The following is a 15,536-nucleotide window of genomic DNA, read 5'->3' as shown; positions in this document are numbered from 1 at the left end:
TCGGGCACCCGCGTCCCGATCAGCCAGGTGACGGTGCCTCCCAGTGCCACCAGTGCCAGCGCCAGGGCAATCCAGAGGACGGCTTCCATGTTCCCGCTCCATCGAATAGGTATCTGTGCTTCCAGTATTGTGCAAAGCGTTCCGGCAGGTAAATGAAAGTTATTTCCGCTTCATATCAATAAATTTGCATTCAAGCCGGCTTCTCTTTCAAAGCTGCCCGTTCGGCTGGGGTAGGAAAAATCATCCTTTCCGACGAATCTCATAGACGCTGCACGGCAGACACTCAGCCTCTATCTCAAAAACACCAGGAGACCCCGCCATGCAACGCCTGATCTTCGATGCCGAACACGACGCCTTCCGCGAATCCGCCAGCCGCTTCTACCAGCGCGAGGTGGGGCCGCACGGCGAGCGCTGGCGCGAACAGGGCTGCGTGGACCGCGAGGTGTTCCGCAAGGCCGGCGAGCAGGGCTACCTGCTGATGTGGGCCGATGAGAAATACGGCGGCGCCGGCGTGGAGGACTTCCGCTATGAGCAGATCCTGATCGAGGAAAACGCGCGCCACGGTGACTCGGGTTTTTTCGGCACGCTGCACTCGCGGCTGGTGGCGCCGTATATCGGGCGCATCGGCAATGAGGAACAACGCCAGCGCCTGCTGCCGGCGGCCGTGCGCGGCGAGTCGATCTTTGCCATTGCCATGACCGAGCCGCAGGCGGGCTCCGACCTGGCCGGCATGCGCACGCGTGCCGAGGACCACGGCGACCACTGGGTGCTGAACGGCGCCAAGACCTATATCTCGAACGGCCAGCTGGCCGACTACGTGGTGGTGGTCGCGCGCACCGATCCGGAGCGCAGCCACGGCCTTGGCCTTTTTATCGTGGAGCGCGGCATGCCCGGCTTCGAGCGCGGGCGTAAGCTGCGCAAGATGGGCCTGCACTCGCAGGACACCTCGGAGCTGTTCTTCGACAACGTCAAGGTGCCCAAGGCCAACGTGCTGGGCGAGCCCGGCCAGGGCTTCCGCTACCTGACGCGCCACCTGGCCGAAGAGCGGCTGATTGGCGCCTGCGGCTACATGGCGTCGGCGCAGGTGGCGTTCGACCTCACGCTGGACTACGTCAAGGAGCGCAAGGCCTTCGGCCGGGCCATCGGCACGTTCCAGAACTCGCGCTTCAAGCTGGCCGAGCTGCGGGCGCAGCTGGATGCGCTGCAGACCTTCGTCGACCAGTGCGTGCTGCAGCACAACGCCGGCACGCTGACCGTGGAGACGGCGGCGTCGGCCAAGCTGCTCACGTCGGAACTGCAGGGGCGCATGGTCGACGAGGGCGTGCAGCTGCACGGCGGCGCCGGCTATATGGAGGAGTACCGCATCTGCCGCATGTACACCGACGCGCGCATCTCGCGCATCTACGCCGGCAGCAGCGAGATCATGAAGGAGATCATCGGCCGCAGCCTGGGGCTGGATGACCGGATGAAGGGATAAGCCGCTTCGCAGTGGCCGCGGCACGGCTGGCAACGGCCGTGCCGTTTTTTCGTGGTTTTCCGATTAACTAGGGTTTTCGCGCAGTTAAAGGCTTTTGTCAGCTTTATGAAAGCCGTTTGTAATGCGATTCGGTTTGAATGCGTGCGGGAGATCGTGTCCGGGTGGCGTCTGATGCATCAGGACAGCGGGCGAGGGCGCACCAAGACCCCCACGCTTCGCGGCTGCACTGGCGGGATCGGGGTCGGATGAATATTTGCCGCCCCGGTGCACCGTTCGGCGAGCACGGTCGTTTACCGCAGACCGTTGTCGAACCGAGCCTGACTGACCGTGCCTTTTGTCTTTTCCCGTATTGCCGTAGGTGCCCTGCTGGTACTGGGGGTTCTGGCCCGGCCCGCGGCAGTCCTTGCCGCCGAAGGCCCCGCCGATCCGCTTCCTTCCGCTGATTCCGCAGATGATGCCGGTCCTTGCGTGCCGCCGCCGGCGGGCGCGACGCTGACCCTGGCGCAGGTGCGCCTGGACGCACTGCGCTGCAACCGCGACATCATTGCCGCCCGCCGCGGCGTCGAGGCCAGCCAGGCGGACATACAGATCGCTTCGCAGCGGCCCAACCCGGTGCTGAGCCTGGGCGTGGCCAACATCAACCCGCATGCCGGCATCGGCTCGGGCAACCTGCGCAGCAAGACCGTGGACTCCACCCTGCGCGTGGACCAGCTGATCGAGACCGCCAACAAGGGCGGCCTGCGCGTGGACGCCGCGCGCAAGGCCAGCGCGGCCGCCGGCGAAGTGGTGCAGGCGGTGGCGGTGCAGCAGACCGCCGGGGCGGAGCAGGCCTTCTATGAGGCGGTGATCAGCCAGGAGCGCGTGGGCGTGCTCAGGGAGATGCTGGGCCTGTACGACCGCACGCGCCAGGCCAGCGAGACCCGCCTGAAGGCCGGCGACGTCTCGCGCGCCGACGTGACCAAGCTGCAGCTCGACGCTCTGCGCGCGCAGAGCGACATGCGCCAGGCCATGACCGACCATGCCCGCGACAAGGCCCAGCTGGCACAGGCCATGGGCGTGCCCGGCACGCTTGCCGGCAACCGGCTGGTGCCGGACTGGCCGCCGCTGGATACCCCCGTGCCGCAGGTCGACCCCGACACGCTGCAGCGCCGCCCCGACGTGACCGCTGCCGAGGCACGCCTGGCCGCGGCCGCCGCCGCGCGCGACCTGGCGCGCGCCGGCCGCGTGCCCGACGTGACCGTCGGCGCGCAGGCTGAGCACTATCCGGTCTCCGCCACCAATACCAATGGCAGCGGCAACAGCTACGGCGTGTTCCTGACGATCCCGCTGTACGTGCGCCACCGCAACGGCGGCGAGGCCCGCCGCGCAGAGGTGGACTACTACGCCGCGCTGGACGACCGCAACCGCGTGCTGCTTGAAGCCGGCAATGAGATGGAACGGCTGCGCAGCCAGCTCGAAGCCTCGCGCCAGTCACTACAGCAGATGCGCGACGACGTGCTGCCCGCCGCCGAAAGCGTGGCCGGCAGCGCCGAGTTTGCCTACGGCAAGGGCGCCACCGGCGTGCTCGACCTGCTCGATGCCCGCCGCGCGCTGCGCCAGACCCGGCTCGACGCCGTCAGCGCCCAGGGCGATTACGCCAAGGCCCTGTCGGCCTACCGCGCCGCGCTGCAGACCTCCACGACCGGCACTGCGACGACCACCTCGCGTCCCTGAACCGCAGTTCCAGCGAATCCAATGCACTCTCTCCTGTCACGCATGTCCCGCCGCATGTCTTCCGTCCATTTCCCCGCCGGCCTGCCCGCGCGGCTTGCTGCCCTGTCCCTGTGCGCGCTGGCGCTGGCCGCCTGCGGCAAGTCTGAAGCGCCCAAGGCCGATGACGAGCCCAAGGTCAGCGGCAATACCATCCAGTTCCCGGCCAGCGTGAAGACGCTGCCGGGCATCGCCGGCGAAGCCGCCAAGACCGGCGGCGAGCGCATTCTGAGCCTGCCCGGCCGGCTGGTGTGGAACGAGGACAAGACCGTGCGCGTGTCGACGCCGTTTGCCGGCCGCGTTACCGAGATCCTGGTGCAGCCCGGCGCCACCGTGAAAGCGGGCCAGCCGCTGGCCAGCCTGACCTCGCCCGATTTCGGCGTGGCCCAGGCCGATGCGCGCAAGGCTGCCGCCGACAGCGCGGTCGCGGCCAAGGCGCTGGCACGGCAGCGCGAGCTGTACGGCGCCGGCATCATCGCGCAAAAGGAGCTGGAACAGGCGCAGGCCGACGCCGCGCGCGCCGCGGCGGACCTGCAGCGCACCCAGGCGGCGCTGGGCCAGTACGGCGCGGCCGCAGGCGGCGCGGGCGCCTCAGGCATCGTTAACCAGCGCTTTGCGCTGCGCAGCCCGATCGACGGCCTGGTGGTCGAGCGCAACATCAACCTCGGCATGGAGCTGCGCCCCGACCAGCCGCCCGCCGCGCCGCTGTTCCTGGTGACCGATCCGACCACGCTGTGGGCACAGGTCGATGCGGGCGAGGCCGACCTGAGCCTGTTCAAGCCGGGCGTGGACGTGCAGCTGACCACCGCTGCCTGGCCCGGCGAGACCTTCTCCGGCACCGTGGTCAAGATCGCCGACTATGTCGATCCCACCGCGCGCAGCATCAAGGTGCGGCTGAACGTGCCCAACCCGGAGCGCCGCCTGAAGGCGGAGATGTTCGTCACCGCGAAGCTGCCGGCGGCATCGTTCAAGGGCATCGCCGTGCCGTCCAAGGCCGTGTTCCTGGCCGACAACCGCAACTATGTGTTCGTGCGCACCGCCGCCAATACCTTTGAGCGCCGCCTGGTGCGCGTGGGCGTGACGCTGCCCGGCACCACCGAGCTGCTTGAAGGCGTGAAGGACGGCGAGACCGTGATCACCGACGGCAACCTCTACTTGCAGGACATCCTGCGCGATGCCACGGCCGTGAACGCGGCGCGTGCGTCCGAGAAGAAGTGAGGACGGCCGCCACATGATTTCGCGCATCGTCAGCTTTGCCCTGCACCAGAAGCTCTTTGTCTGGCTGGGCCTGCTTATCTTCGTCGGGGGCGGCCTGGCCGCATTCAAGACCCTGCCGATCGAAGCCTTCCCGGATGTCTCCGACATCCAGGTCAACGTCATCACGCTGTACCCGGGCCGCGCCGCCGAAGAGGTGGAGCGCCAGGTCACCATCCCGATCGAAACCGCGCTGGCCGGAACGCCCAACGCGGTGCGGGTGTTCTCGCACACCCAGTTCGGCCTGTCGTTCATGATGGTGACCTTCAACGACAAGGCTACCGACGTGACCGCGCGCCAGCAGATCCTGGAGCGCCTGCGCAGCGTGGACCTGCCCGACGGCGTGCATCCGGACCTGGCGCCGTTGTCCACCGCGATCGGCGAGATCTACCGCTTCCGCCTGACCGGCAAGGGCTATACCGCGCAAGAGCTGCGCACGCTGCAGGACTGGGTGGTGGAGAAAAACCTGCGCCAGGTGCCGGGCGTGGCCGACCTGGTCACCATCGGCGGCACCATCAAGCAGTACGAGGTCAATCCCAACCTGGCGCGCATGCGCGATGCCAGGATCTCGCTGTCGCAGCTGTTCACCGCGCTGCAGCGCGCCAACGCCAACGCCGGCGGTGGTGCGGTGGCGCACGGACGGCAGCAGTTCCTGCTGCGCTCGCTGGGCAGTTTCCGCACCTCGGCCGATATCGCCAACGTGGTGGTGGCCGAGAACCAGGGCACCCCCATCCTGGTCAAGGACATCGCCGACGTGAGGGTCGGCAGCGCGCCGCCGCAAGGCCTGATGGGCCAGGACGAAGAGGACGACATCGTCTCGGGCATCGTGGTGATGCGCAAGGGCGAGAACCCGTCGCTGGTGCTGGAGGCGCTGAAGAAGAGGATCGACCTGCTGGACGACCAGATCCTGCCCAAGGGCGTGAAGATCGTGCCGTACTACGACCGCTCCACGCTGATCGACAAGACCCTGCACACGGTGTTCGGCAACCTGGTGGAAGGCGCGCTGCTGGTGATGGCGGTGCTTTACCTGTTCCTGGCCAACGTGCGCGCCGCGGCAATCGTGGCGCTGATCATCCCGCTGGCGTTGCTGTCGACCTTCATCGGGCTGACCTGGGTGGGCATTCCGGCCAACCTGCTGTCTCTTGGCGCGATGGACTTCGGTATCATCGTCGACGGCGCGGTGATCGTGGTCGAGAATATCTTCAAGCGGTTGGGTGAGCTCAAGGCGCAGCAGATCAAGGACAGCAAGGCGCGCCTGCACGCGATCCTGCAGGCCACCACGGAAGTGGGCCGTCCGACCGTGTTCTCGATGGTCATCATCATTGCGGCGCACATCCCGATCTTCACGCTGCAGCGGCACGAGGGCAAGATCTTCGCGCCGATGGCCTATACGGTGACGGGCGCGCTGATCGGCTCCCTGATCCTCTCGCTGACGCTGGTGCCGCTGCTGTGCCACCTGCTGCTCACCAAGAACATCGCGCACGACGACAACTTCATCGTGCGCCACTGCAAGCGGCTCTATGAGCCGATGCTGGCCTGGGCGCTGGACCACAAGAAGCTGGTGGTGGGCTCGGCCCTGGGCCTGCTGGTGGTGACCGTGGGCGTGGGCAAGTTCCTCGGCAGCGAGTTCCTGCCCGAACTGGACGAAGGCTCGATGTGGGTCAGTTTCGACCTGCCGGCGTCGGTCTCGATCGATGAAGCGCGCGACCAGGCGCGGCTGCTGCGCAGCGTGATCCGCAAGACCCCGGAGGTCAACACCACCATCTCCAAGGTGGGGCGCCCCGACGACGGCACCGATCCCAAGCTGATCAACACCGTCGAGATCCTGGTCGACCTGAAGCCCGAGAAGCAGTGGCGCGACGGCTTCAACAAGCGCGGCATCATCGGCGAGATCGACAAGAACCTGCGCCAGCTTCCCGGCATCGAGCCCAATTTCTCGCAGCCGGTGCGCGACAACATCCTGGAGAGCATCTCGCAGATCAAGGGCCAGATCGTGATCAAGGTGCAAAGCGACAGCCTGGAGCAGAACAAGAAGGTGGCCGACCAGATCCTGGCCAACGTGCAGACGGTCAAGGGCGTGATGCGCGCCTTTATCGACCGCGACGGCGAGCTGCCGCAGTATGTGCTGGAGTTCGACCGGGCCCAGGCCGCGCGCTACGGCATCAACGTCGCCGACGTGCAGGACCTGATGGAAACCGCGCTGGCCGGCAAGGCCGCGACCGAGCTGTGGGAGGGCGAGAAGCACTTCAGCGTGGCCGTGCGCCTGAAGCCGTCGGAGCGCGCGCTGCCGAACCTGCCCAATATCTTCATGCAGACCGCCGATGGCGCGCAGGTGCCGCTGTCGCAACTGGTGACCTTCCGCGCGGCATCCGGCGCGATGAACATCAGCCGCGAGAACGGCCAGCGCACCACCTCGATCGGCATCTTTATCCGCGACCGCGACATGGGCAGCGTGGTCAAGGACATGCAAAAGCTGGTGGCCAGGAACGTCAAGGCCGACGACGTCAAGATCAGCTGGTCGGGCGAGTTCGAGAACCAGGAGCGCGCCATGGCGCGGCTCTCGATCGTGGTGCCGCTGTCGGTGCTGGTGATCTTCCTGCTGCTGTTCAATGCGTTCAAGTCGTTCAAGAGCGCCACGCTGATCATCTCGAACATTCCGTTCGCGCTGATCGGCGGCGTGTTCGCGCTGTTCCTGACCGGCATCCCGCTGTCGGTGTCGGCGGCGATCGGCTTTATCGCGCTGTTCGGCCAGGCGGTGCTCAATGGCGTGGTGATGGTGACCTACTTCAGCCAGTTGCGCGATGAAGGCATGCCGGTGCGCCAGGCGGTGCTGACCGGCTCGATGGACCGGCTGCGCACGGTGCTGATGACCGCGCTGCTGGCCATGCTGGGTTTGTTCCCGATGGCGATCTCGCGCGCCATCGGCTCGGAGACGCAGCGCCCGTTGGCCATCGTCATCATTGGCGGGCTGATCACCGCCACCATGCTGACGCTGATCGTGCTGCCCACCTTGTATGAATGGATGGTGGGGCGCAACTGGCCGGATGAAGAGGGCGACAAGCCCGACGAGAGCCGGTTGACGCCGTCGATTGCGGGGTGATGACAGGGCCGCGGGGGCATGTCCCGCGCGGCCTGTGTGGCATTGCAGACTGGCCCCAGGCATGACGCCGCCCCCACACCGGGCGGCGTTTTTCCTCTTGAGGCGCATTCCACAAGTCCCTCCGCAACCCGGTGCATGCCCCGCCGCGTGCTTCGCCCGAATCGCAATGTCGGAATAGTCTGACGCGCCTTTCGGAGCCGGACGCCTGCTTCCCATAATCCTCCGAGCCTACTCTGTACTTACGGTATGGCCAGCAGCATAGCCGCCGGCCTCTCATGCGTACCCTGACGCATCCACCCGGAAAGGAGATCGACATGTTGAAGAAATGGCTGACCGCAGCAGTGTGTTCGATGATGATTGCAGCCCCGGCAGGTTTTGCCCTGGCACAGACGACGGCTGCTGGATCCAAAGCAGACTATGACGCCGCGGTGAAGCAGGCTGATGCGGACTACAAGGCTGCCTCCGCCAAGTGCGATGGCATGAAGGCCAACGCCAAGGACGTTTGCAAGGCCGAGGCCAAGCGCGACCGCGATGTGGCCAAGGCCCAGGCCGAAGCCCGCCGCGACGGCACGCAGAAGTCGATGGCCAAGGCCGAGAAGGTCAAGGCCGACCGCGACTATGACGTCGCCAAGGAAATGTGCGACGACAAGAAGGGCAACGACAAGGACGTTTGCAAGAAGGACGCCAAGGCCGCCCATGAAAAGGCACTGATGGCTGCCAAGGTCGACAAGGCCGCGGCCACCGGTTCGCGTGCCGACGTAGCGGAAGCCCGCGCCGACGCGAAGAAGGACGCCACCGACGCCGCCTACAAGGCCGACAAGGAACGCTGCGACGCAATGTCGGGCGAGGCCAAGGACAAGTGCCAGGCCGATGTGAAGGCCAAGTACAGCAAGTAAGCCGCCGCACCGCACCACGCGCAAGGGGACGCCTCTGACGGCGCCCCCTTGCCACCGGATGAAGGAGCACGACATGAACTGGGACCAGATCGAAGGCAAGTGGGAACAAGCGAAGGGCAAGATCAAGGAGAAGTGGGGCAAGCTGACCGACGACGACATCACGCAGATCAACGGCAAGCGTGACCAGCTTGCCGGCCGCATCCAGGAGCGCTATGGCTACACCAAGGAGCGCGCCGAAGAAGAAATGAAGGAGTGGGAACGGGACACGCGCTGGTAAGCAGTGCGTGGCAGCAAGGCAAGGCGGGACGCCAGCGGGCGTCCCGCCTTGCTTTTTGCGTGCGGCGCGTGCTCGATACCCCGGCACCCCCGGAACGAGGGGGGCGCCGGCGCGTATCGCACAGCATTAAGCGCGGATTAGCTCTGAATGCAACCGAATGATGCACGCGCCACCCGCGCAGGGCATAACATGTCGCGTCGCCGACCCTGCCATCCGCCCGGCTTGCCTTCGCGCTCCGCATGTACGCAGCCTTGCCCGCCTTCGTCTCGTCGATCTTCCTCGGTTACGGCCTCTATGTGCTGGTGACCAAGGGCGTGACGCGCGTCTCCACTTCGTTCTTTCTGCTGTGCGTGACCACCTTCGCCTGGCAGGGCACGTGGGTGTTCCTGTTCCAGGCCTCGCATCCCGATGTGTCGCTGGTGCTGGCCCGGCTCGGCTACCTCTTCATCCTGTTCCTGCCGACCACGTTCTACCACTTCATCGCCGAAGTCACCGAGTGCCGCCACGAGCGGCCGTTGCTGCTGGCCTCGTACGGACTGAGCCTGGTTCTGGCGGTGCTGCTGCTGACCACCGACCAGGTGGTCTCCGGCTACTACAGCTATTTCTTCGGCGACTATCCCAGGGCCGGACCGCTGCATCCGCTGCACCTGGTGCAGACGGTGCTGGTGGCCCTGCGCAGCGCCTGGCTGCTGGTGGAGGCGCGGCACAATGCAACGGCCGAACGCCGCAAGCGCTACAAGCTGTGCCTGGTGGCGGTGGCGCTCTATTCGCTGGCGGCGGTGGACTACGCCGTCAACTACGGCGCGGCCTTCTATCCGCCGGGCGTGGTGTTCGTGGCGGCAAGCCTGGGCATTCTGGCAGTCAGCGTGGTGCGCTACGACCTGATGCATCCGTATTCGCTGGCCGCCACCGTGGCGCACGAGGTGCGCACGCCGCTGGCGACCATCCGCATGCAGGCGCAGGAGCTGGCGCGCACCTGGCCGCAGGTGCTGCACGGCTACCGGCTGGCGGTCCAGCAGGGGCTGTGCGAGGATCGCATGCGGCCCGGCCAGCTTGAGCGCGTGTCGAGCCTGGTCGGCGCCATCACGCGGGAAGTCGATGGCACCAGCACCGTGATCGACATGGCGCTGGCCTCGGTCACGTTGGAGCGGCTGGACCGCAGCAGCTTTGCCCCACACGGCATTGCCGACTGCGTGCATGCGGCGCTGGAGCGCTACCCGTTCCAGGGCGAGGAGCGCGGCTGCGTGCAGGTGCGCGGCATCGACCAGGGCTGGCGCTTTGTCGGCTCCGACACGCTGCTGGTCTACGTGCTGTTCAACCTGCTGAAGAACGCGCTGCATGCGATCCGCGCGGCCGGCGGCGGCCACATCGACATCACCGGCGCGACCGAGGGCCAGTACCACGTGATCCGCTTTCGCGACACCGGCCCGGGCATTGCGGCCGACGTCATGCCGCGCATCTTCGATCCGTTCTTCTCCACCAAGGCGCATGGCACCGGTGCCGGCCTCGGGCTGGCCTTCTGCCGGCGCGTGATCGAGACCTTCGGCGGGCGCATTGAGTGCGAGTCGGTGCCGGCCGTGCATACCACCTTTACCCTCAGGCTGCCGCGCTTCACCGCCATGGCCGACAGCCGGCTGCGCACGAGCACCGCCGGCTGACCCACGGCCGGCGGTGCCGGATTCAGACCCGCGCGGGGTCAGCCGCGCCTGGCTCAGCTGGCCAGTGCCGGCAGCGCCAGCTCATATTCCCTGACCCGTTCGATGATGCCTGCCGGAAAGCGCGTGATGCGTTTTTGCCGGTCGGCGAAGACGATCTGCTGGTAGCCCAGCGACACCGGCTTGCCCCCCACGCAGAAGCGGAACAGCAGGTAGGCCGAGCACTGCCGGACCTGGAAGGTGTTCAGGTAGCAATCCACGCGCTGGAACGGGAAGGTCTCCTCGACGTACTCCTGGTGCGCGCGCTTGGTCACGAAGACGCCGCCCGCGGCCATCAGGTTGTCGTGGATGCATTCATGGAACCAGCGCTCCCGGCAAATGCCCTGCCACTCGAAGTAGCGGGCGAAGTAGGTGTTCATAAAGGCATTGGAATCCTTGAGGTAAATGTCGATCGCATGGTGGAAGGTCTTGTGCGAAGCCGTCTCGAACGCGTCGGGTGCCAGTTGGGCGGTGCCGCGGTTCAGGATTTGGGGGATCACGTCTCGCATCAACATAAGGTGACTCCTTGAGATGGCTGCAAGCGGCAGCCACGCCTGCCCCCGGGAAGGTTGGGGCATGGTGGCATTCTGTCCGCTTGGGCAGTGGCAAGGTGGGCGCTGAAGTGGGGGTTGCGGCACGTTCCGGCGCGTGACGCCCGGGCGACAAAAGCCCCGGAATGCACGCCCGGGCCTGGTGCAGCCGAAGAGGCCTGGATCGGCGTTAACCCTAGTAGTCTAGGTTTATAGACTTTTATATAGTCGTCCGGCCAGGCTGCCTCCGGGCGGTCTCCGCATCGCCCTTTTTCCCGACATTCACCGGCGCTTCCCGACCTCCCTTGCCGCATGGCAGACACCACGTCCAGCGAACTTCTCGCGCGCAGCCGCCAGCCGGTCTACCTGCAGCTGGCCACCATCTTCCGCCGCCAGATCGAAAGCGGCGCCTGGCGCCAGGGCGAGCGCATCCCGTCGCTGGAAGAACTGTGCCGCCAGTACGGCGTGGCGCGCATGACCATGCACCATGCCTTGTCGATGCTCGACGAAGAAGGGCTGGTCGAGCGTTCGCGCGGGCGCGGCACCTTCGTCAAGGCGCCGTGCCGGGCGCGGCGGCAGGTGTCGCTGTCGACCAGCTGGGACGAGGCGGTGGCGGTGGGCGCGCAACTGGACACCGAAGCGATGGTCGAGTCGGCCGGCAACGTGCCGCTGCCCGCCGATCTCGGCATGCCGTGCCCCGGTGAGCGCGCCGCCGAATACCACTTCCTGCGCCGGCTGCACCGGCTGGAAGGACGGCCGTTCGCGGTGGGCGAGGTCTACATCGAGGCCGGCGTCTTTGCGCGCGAGCCCGAGGCCTTCCGCCAGGGCGCCTCGGTGCCGGTGCTGGACCGCTTCCCCGGCCTGTCCGTCAGCACCGCGCGCCAGCGCCTGTCGATCGTCGCGGCCGGGGCCGAATCCGCCGCCGCGCTGGCGCTTGCCGTGGGCGCGCCGGTGGCTGAGCTGCGCCGCTTTGCCTGTGTCCCGGGCGAGCGCGGCGAGCTGATCGTCTACTACGCACGCATCGAATTCCCGACCGAGTTTGTCTGCCTGGATTTCGACCTGCTGGCGGCGCGGCCGCGCCCGGCCTGACGCCCCCGTGCAACCAATGCCAACCTGCTGACCCAGAACCTGAGCGGAACCCGAGACATGGAAACTACCCAACCGATGAACGGCGCCGAGAGCCTGGTCAAGACCCTGCTCGCCAACGGCGTGGACACCTGCTTTGCCAACCCGGGGACCAGCGAGATGCACTTCGTCGCGGCGCTGGACCGCATCCCGGGCATGCGCTGCGTGCTGGGCCTGTTCGAAGGCGTGGTCACCGGCGCGGCCGATGGCTATGCGCGCATGGCCGGCAAGCCCGCCGCCACGCTGCTGCATTGCGGCCCGGGGCTGGCCAACGGCCTGGCCAACCTGCACAACGCGCGCCGCGCGCAGACGCCGGTGGTCAACATCATCGGCGACCAGGCCACCTACCACCGGCCGCTGGACGCACCGCTGACCGCGGATACCGAAGGCTGGGCCCGTCCGGTCTCGGTGTGGACGCGCACGGCCACGCAGGCTGCGTCCGTCGGCGCCGATGCCTCGTCCGCGGTGCAGGCAGCATGCGCCGCGCCGGGCGGGGTCGCCAGCCTGATCCTGCCGTCCGATGTGTGCTGGGATGCGGGCGGCGTGGTGGCCGCGCCGCTGCCGCCGCTGGCGGTGCCCAGGGTCTCGCCCGATGCCGTGCAGCAGGCCGCGCGCGTGCTGCGCTCGGGCCAGCCCACGCTGGTGGTGCTGGGGGGCAGCGCGCTGCGCGAGGCGCCGCTGGCCGATGCGCACCGCATTGCCGCGGCGACCGGCGCCCGCCTGATCTCGCCCATGTCCAATGCGCGCGTGTCGCGCGGCAGCGGCCGCCTGGCGGTGGACCGCGTGCCATATTCGGGCGACGTCGCGCGCGACAAGCTGGCCGGCATCCGCAACGTGATCCTGGTCGGCGCACCGGCGCCGGTGACGTTCTTTGCCTACCCGGGCAAGTCGCCGCGCCCGTATCCGGAAGATGCCGTGATCCATGTGCTGGCACGTCCGGAGGAAGACCTGGCCGAAGCGCTGGCCCGGCTGGCCGACGAGGTGGGCGCACGCAACGCGCCACTGCCGGCTGCCGCAGCGCCCGCATCCGTTGAGCCCGCCCGCGGCGCGGTCACGTCCGAGGCGGTGGCACGTACGCTGACCGCCTTGCTGCCCGAACAGGCGATCGTGGTTGAAGAGAGCATCAGCTTCGGCCGCGCCTTCTATCCGGGCACGGTCCATGCGGCCCCGCACGACTGGCTGCAGCTGNGGCTGCGGCTGCCCGGCGGCGCCATCGGCGAAGGCCTGCCGCTGGCCGTGGGCGCGGCGGTGGCGGCGCCGGACCGGCGCGTGGTGGCACTGCAGGCCGATGGCTCGGCCATGTACACGCTGCAGTCGCTGTGGACCATGGCGCGCGAGCAGCTCGACGTCACCGTGGTGCTGCTGGCCAACCGCAAGTACGCCATCCTGTTGGGCGAGCTGGCGGGCGTGGGCGCCAACCCGGGCAAGACCGCGCTGGACATGCTGGACATCGGCAATCCCGACCTGGACTGGGTCAAGCTGGCCAACGGCATGGGCGTGGAGGGCGCGCAGGCCAAAGACATGGAAAGTTTTGCCGACCTGTTCCGCATGGCCAATGCGCGCAGGGGGCCATTTGTGATCGAACTGGTGATCTGAGCGCGGCGCTTTCCGCATTCAAAAATCCAGCCTTCGGCAGATGTGAATTGTTGCAATGCACAGACTGCGGCAAGCTCATTGCCGTGCCATGGCAGGTCCATGGCGGCACCATCAAAAGTGAAGGAGACTCCATGCCCCAACAAGAAGCGGCGGTGGGTCCGGACAAGGCTTATGCGGACCAGCTCGCCGCTGGCCAGTTCCGCATCCAGCATTGCCAGGACTGCAAGCGCCACGTGTTTTTCCCGCGCAATATCTGCCCGCACTGCGGCGGCGACACGCTCGCCTGGGTCGAGCCCAAGGGGACCGGCACGGTCTACTCCACCAGCGTGATCCGCCGCAAGCCGGATGCCGGCGGCGACTACAACGTGGTGCTGGTCGACCTGGACGAGGGCGTGCGCATGATGAGCCGCGTGGAAGGCATTGCGCCCGCCAGCGTGCGCATCGGCATGCGTGTGCAGGCACGCGTGGCGCAGGGCAAGGAAGGCGAGGCCGCTCTCGTCGTGTTCGATCCGGTGGAGGGCTGAGGCCATGAGTTTGTCGAATTTGCGTGGCAGCGTCGCCATCGTCGGGGTCGGCCAGGCGGGCCTGGGCGAGGCCCACGGCAAGACTGAAATGGAAATCCTGGTGGAGGCCGCCAAGGCCGCCGTCAGGGATGCGGGGCTGTCGATGCGCGACATCGACGGCATCGCCACCGCCAGCGTCGGCGCCAGCATGTGGGTGATGCCGGTGGCGGAGTACCTCGGCATCAAGCCCAAGTTTGTCGACAGCACCATGATCGGCGGCTCCAGCTTTGTCGCGCACATGCTGCCGGCGATGATGGCGCTGGAATCGGGCCAGTGCGATGCGGTGCTGGTCTGCTACGGCAGCAACCAGCGCACCTCCACGGTTGGCCGCGCCGGCATCTCCAAGGTGCGCGCGGTGCTGGACCCGCAGCCGTATGAGCACCCGTACAGCCCGCTGCAGCCGATCACGTCATATGCACTCGCCGCGGCGCGCCATATGCACCAGTACGGCACCACGCGCGAGCACCTGGCCGAGGTCGCCGTGGCCGCGCGCAAGTGGGCGCAGCTGAATCCGGAAGCGATGATGCGCGACCCGCTCAGCATCGATGATGTGCTCAATGCGCGCATGGTGTCGGACCCGCTGTCCGTGCGTGACTGCTGCCTGGTCACCGACGGCGCTGGGGCCTATGTGATGGTGCGTGCGGATCGCGCCAGGGATCTGGCCAAGCCGCCGGTCTATGTGCTGGGCAATGCCACGGCCACGTGGCATCGCCAGATCTCGTGCATGCCGGACCTGACTGTCACGGCCGCCAAGGAGTCCGGCGAGCGCGCCTTCGCCATGGCGGGGCTGAAGCCGTCGGATGTCGACGTGGCTGAGCTCTACGATGCTTTCACCATCAATACGCTGCTGTTCCTGGAGGACCTGGGGTTCTGCGCCAAGGGTGAGGGCGGTCAGTTTGTCAGCGGTGGCGGCATTGCGCCAGGAGGGCGGCTGCCGGTGAATACCAATGGCGGTGGCTTGTCATGCGTGCATCCTGGGATGTATGGGATGTTCATCACCATTGAAGCGGTGCGGCAGTTGCGTGGGGAATGTGGGGAGCGGCAGGTGAGGGATGCTGAGGTTGCCGTTGTGCATGGCAATGGTGGGACGTTGTCTAGCCAGGCTACGGCGATTTTGGGGACTGCGGCGACGGTTTAAAGGGGGGCATTGGGGGCTTGGGGGGCTGGTTCGATGTTGTCGTAGGTCGACGGCCTGGTTCCGCCCTCCTGGGCGGTCACTTTTTGTCGCTCGGACAAAAAGTGACTGAGCCTGTCAGATTTCTTGTGTGTTGAGGT

The 15,536-nt window shown here is 67.1% G+C and carries 12 protein-coding genes; 11 read left to right on the top strand and 1 reads right to left on the bottom strand.

Annotation, left to right across the window (positions count from 1 at the left end; all coding sequences use genetic code 11):
• Window positions 1–319 precede the first annotated feature (319 nt).
• The 7 genes from CF68_RS31835 to CF68_RS31805 all read left to right on the top strand — a co-directional run bounded on the left by CF68_RS31835 (window position 320) and on the right by CF68_RS31805 (window position 10,411).
• Entirely contained in the window at window positions 320–1,477 is a 1,158-nt protein-coding gene (locus CF68_RS31835) for an acyl-CoA dehydrogenase family protein (RefSeq protein ID WP_035826905.1), read from the top strand.
• 327 nt (window positions 1,478–1,804) lie between these two features.
• Window positions 1,805–3,190, top strand: coding sequence for a TolC family protein (locus CF68_RS31830; RefSeq protein WP_035826903.1), 1,386 nt, complete (start codon window positions 1,805–1,807; stop codon window positions 3,188–3,190).
• 54 nt (window positions 3,191–3,244) lie between these two features.
• The gene (locus tag CF68_RS31825; protein WP_035826900.1) at window positions 3,245–4,444 is read left to right on the top strand and encodes an efflux RND transporter periplasmic adaptor subunit; all 1,200 of its coding nucleotides are present in this window, start codon (window positions 3,245–3,247) and stop codon (window positions 4,442–4,444) included.
• Between the two features lie 13 nt (window positions 4,445–4,457).
• The gene (locus CF68_RS31820) at window positions 4,458–7,580 is read left to right on the top strand and encodes an efflux RND transporter permease subunit (RefSeq protein WP_035826898.1); all 3,123 of its coding nucleotides are present in this window, start codon (window positions 4,458–4,460) and stop codon (window positions 7,578–7,580) included.
• A gap of 314 nt (window positions 7,581–7,894) precedes the next feature.
• Window positions 7,895–8,476 carry a hypothetical protein gene (locus CF68_RS31815; protein WP_035826895.1) on the top strand — a complete coding sequence of 194 codons (582 nt, stop codon included), beginning with the start codon at window positions 7,895–7,897 and terminating at the stop codon, window positions 8,474–8,476.
• 73 nt (window positions 8,477–8,549) lie between these two features.
• A complete protein-coding gene (locus tag CF68_RS31810) occupies window positions 8,550–8,753 on the top strand; it encodes a CsbD family protein (protein ID WP_035826893.1) in 204 nt (67 codons plus the stop codon).
• Window positions 8,754–8,992: 239 nt separating this feature from the next.
• On the top strand, window positions 8,993–10,411 hold the full coding sequence (locus CF68_RS31805) for a sensor histidine kinase (RefSeq protein ID WP_035826891.1): 1,419 nt from the start codon (window positions 8,993–8,995) through the stop codon (window positions 10,409–10,411).
• 53 nt (window positions 10,412–10,464) lie between these two features.
• Here CF68_RS31805 and CF68_RS31800 read toward each other — a convergent pair whose 3' ends face one another.
• The gene (locus tag CF68_RS31800) at window positions 10,465–10,962 is read right to left on the bottom strand and encodes a thioesterase family protein (RefSeq protein ID WP_035826889.1); all 498 of its coding nucleotides are present in this window, start codon (window positions 10,960–10,962) and stop codon (window positions 10,465–10,467) included.
• A gap of 327 nt (window positions 10,963–11,289) precedes the next feature.
• On the opposite strand from CF68_RS31800, the gene CF68_RS31795 reads away from it, so the two are divergent.
• From CF68_RS31795 to CF68_RS31780, 4 genes are all read left to right on the top strand, one after another.
• Window positions 11,290–12,066 carry a GntR family transcriptional regulator gene (locus CF68_RS31795; protein WP_035826887.1) on the top strand — a complete coding sequence of 259 codons (777 nt, stop codon included), beginning with the start codon at window positions 11,290–11,292 and terminating at the stop codon, window positions 12,064–12,066.
• Window positions 12,067–12,141: 75 nt separating this feature from the next.
• Window positions 12,142–13,698 (top strand): acetolactate synthase large subunit, encoded by a 1,557-nt coding sequence (locus CF68_RS31790; RefSeq protein WP_035826886.1) that lies wholly within the window; start codon window positions 12,142–12,144, stop codon window positions 13,696–13,698.
• A gap of 131 nt (window positions 13,699–13,829) precedes the next feature.
• Window positions 13,830–14,222, top strand: coding sequence for a Zn-ribbon domain-containing OB-fold protein (locus CF68_RS31785; protein WP_051591783.1), 393 nt, complete (start codon window positions 13,830–13,832; stop codon window positions 14,220–14,222).
• 4 nt (window positions 14,223–14,226) lie between these two features.
• Window positions 14,227–15,399: a thiolase gene (locus CF68_RS31780; protein WP_035826884.1), complete on the top strand. Its 1,173-nt coding sequence runs from the start codon at window positions 14,227–14,229 to the stop codon at window positions 15,397–15,399.
• Window positions 15,400–15,536 lie beyond the last annotated feature (137 nt).

This window comes from Cupriavidus sp. SK-4 (assembly GCF_000611125.1).
Classification (GTDB): Bacteria; Pseudomonadota; Gammaproteobacteria; order Burkholderiales; family Burkholderiaceae; genus Cupriavidus; species Cupriavidus necator.
The sequence above is the reverse complement of the archived record's forward strand: the minus strand, read 5'-3'. Positions and strand labels throughout refer to the sequence as shown.

Bases quoted from the DNA above. Each gene is read 5' to 3' on its own strand.
- CF68_RS31835 (WP_035826905.1), top strand. From the start codon at position 320: ATGCAACGCCTGATCTTCGATGCCGAACACGACGCCTTCCGCGAATCC.
- CF68_RS31825 (WP_035826900.1), top strand. From the start codon at position 3,245: ATGTCTTCCGTCCATTTCCCCGCCGGCCTGCCCGCGCGGCTTGCTGCC.
- CF68_RS31820 (WP_035826898.1), top strand. From the start codon at position 4,458: ATGATTTCGCGCATCGTCAGCTTTGCCCTGCACCAGAAGCTCTTTGTC.
- CF68_RS31815 (WP_035826895.1), top strand. From the start codon at position 7,895: ATGTTGAAGAAATGGCTGACCGCAGCAGTGTGTTCGATGATGATTGCA.
- CF68_RS31810 (WP_035826893.1), top strand. From the start codon at position 8,550: ATGAACTGGGACCAGATCGAAGGCAAGTGGGAACAAGCGAAGGGCAAG.
- CF68_RS31805 (WP_035826891.1), top strand. From the start codon at position 8,993: ATGTACGCAGCCTTGCCCGCCTTCGTCTCGTCGATCTTCCTCGGTTAC.
- CF68_RS31800 (WP_035826889.1), bottom strand. From the start codon at position 10,962: ATGTTGATGCGAGACGTGATCCCCCAAATCCTGAACCGCGGCACCGCC.
- CF68_RS31795 (WP_035826887.1), top strand. From the start codon at position 11,290: ATGGCAGACACCACGTCCAGCGAACTTCTCGCGCGCAGCCGCCAGCCG.
- CF68_RS31785 (WP_051591783.1), top strand. From the start codon at position 13,830: ATGCCCCAACAAGAAGCGGCGGTGGGTCCGGACAAGGCTTATGCGGAC.
- CF68_RS31780 (WP_035826884.1), top strand. From the start codon at position 14,227: ATGAGTTTGTCGAATTTGCGTGGCAGCGTCGCCATCGTCGGGGTCGGC.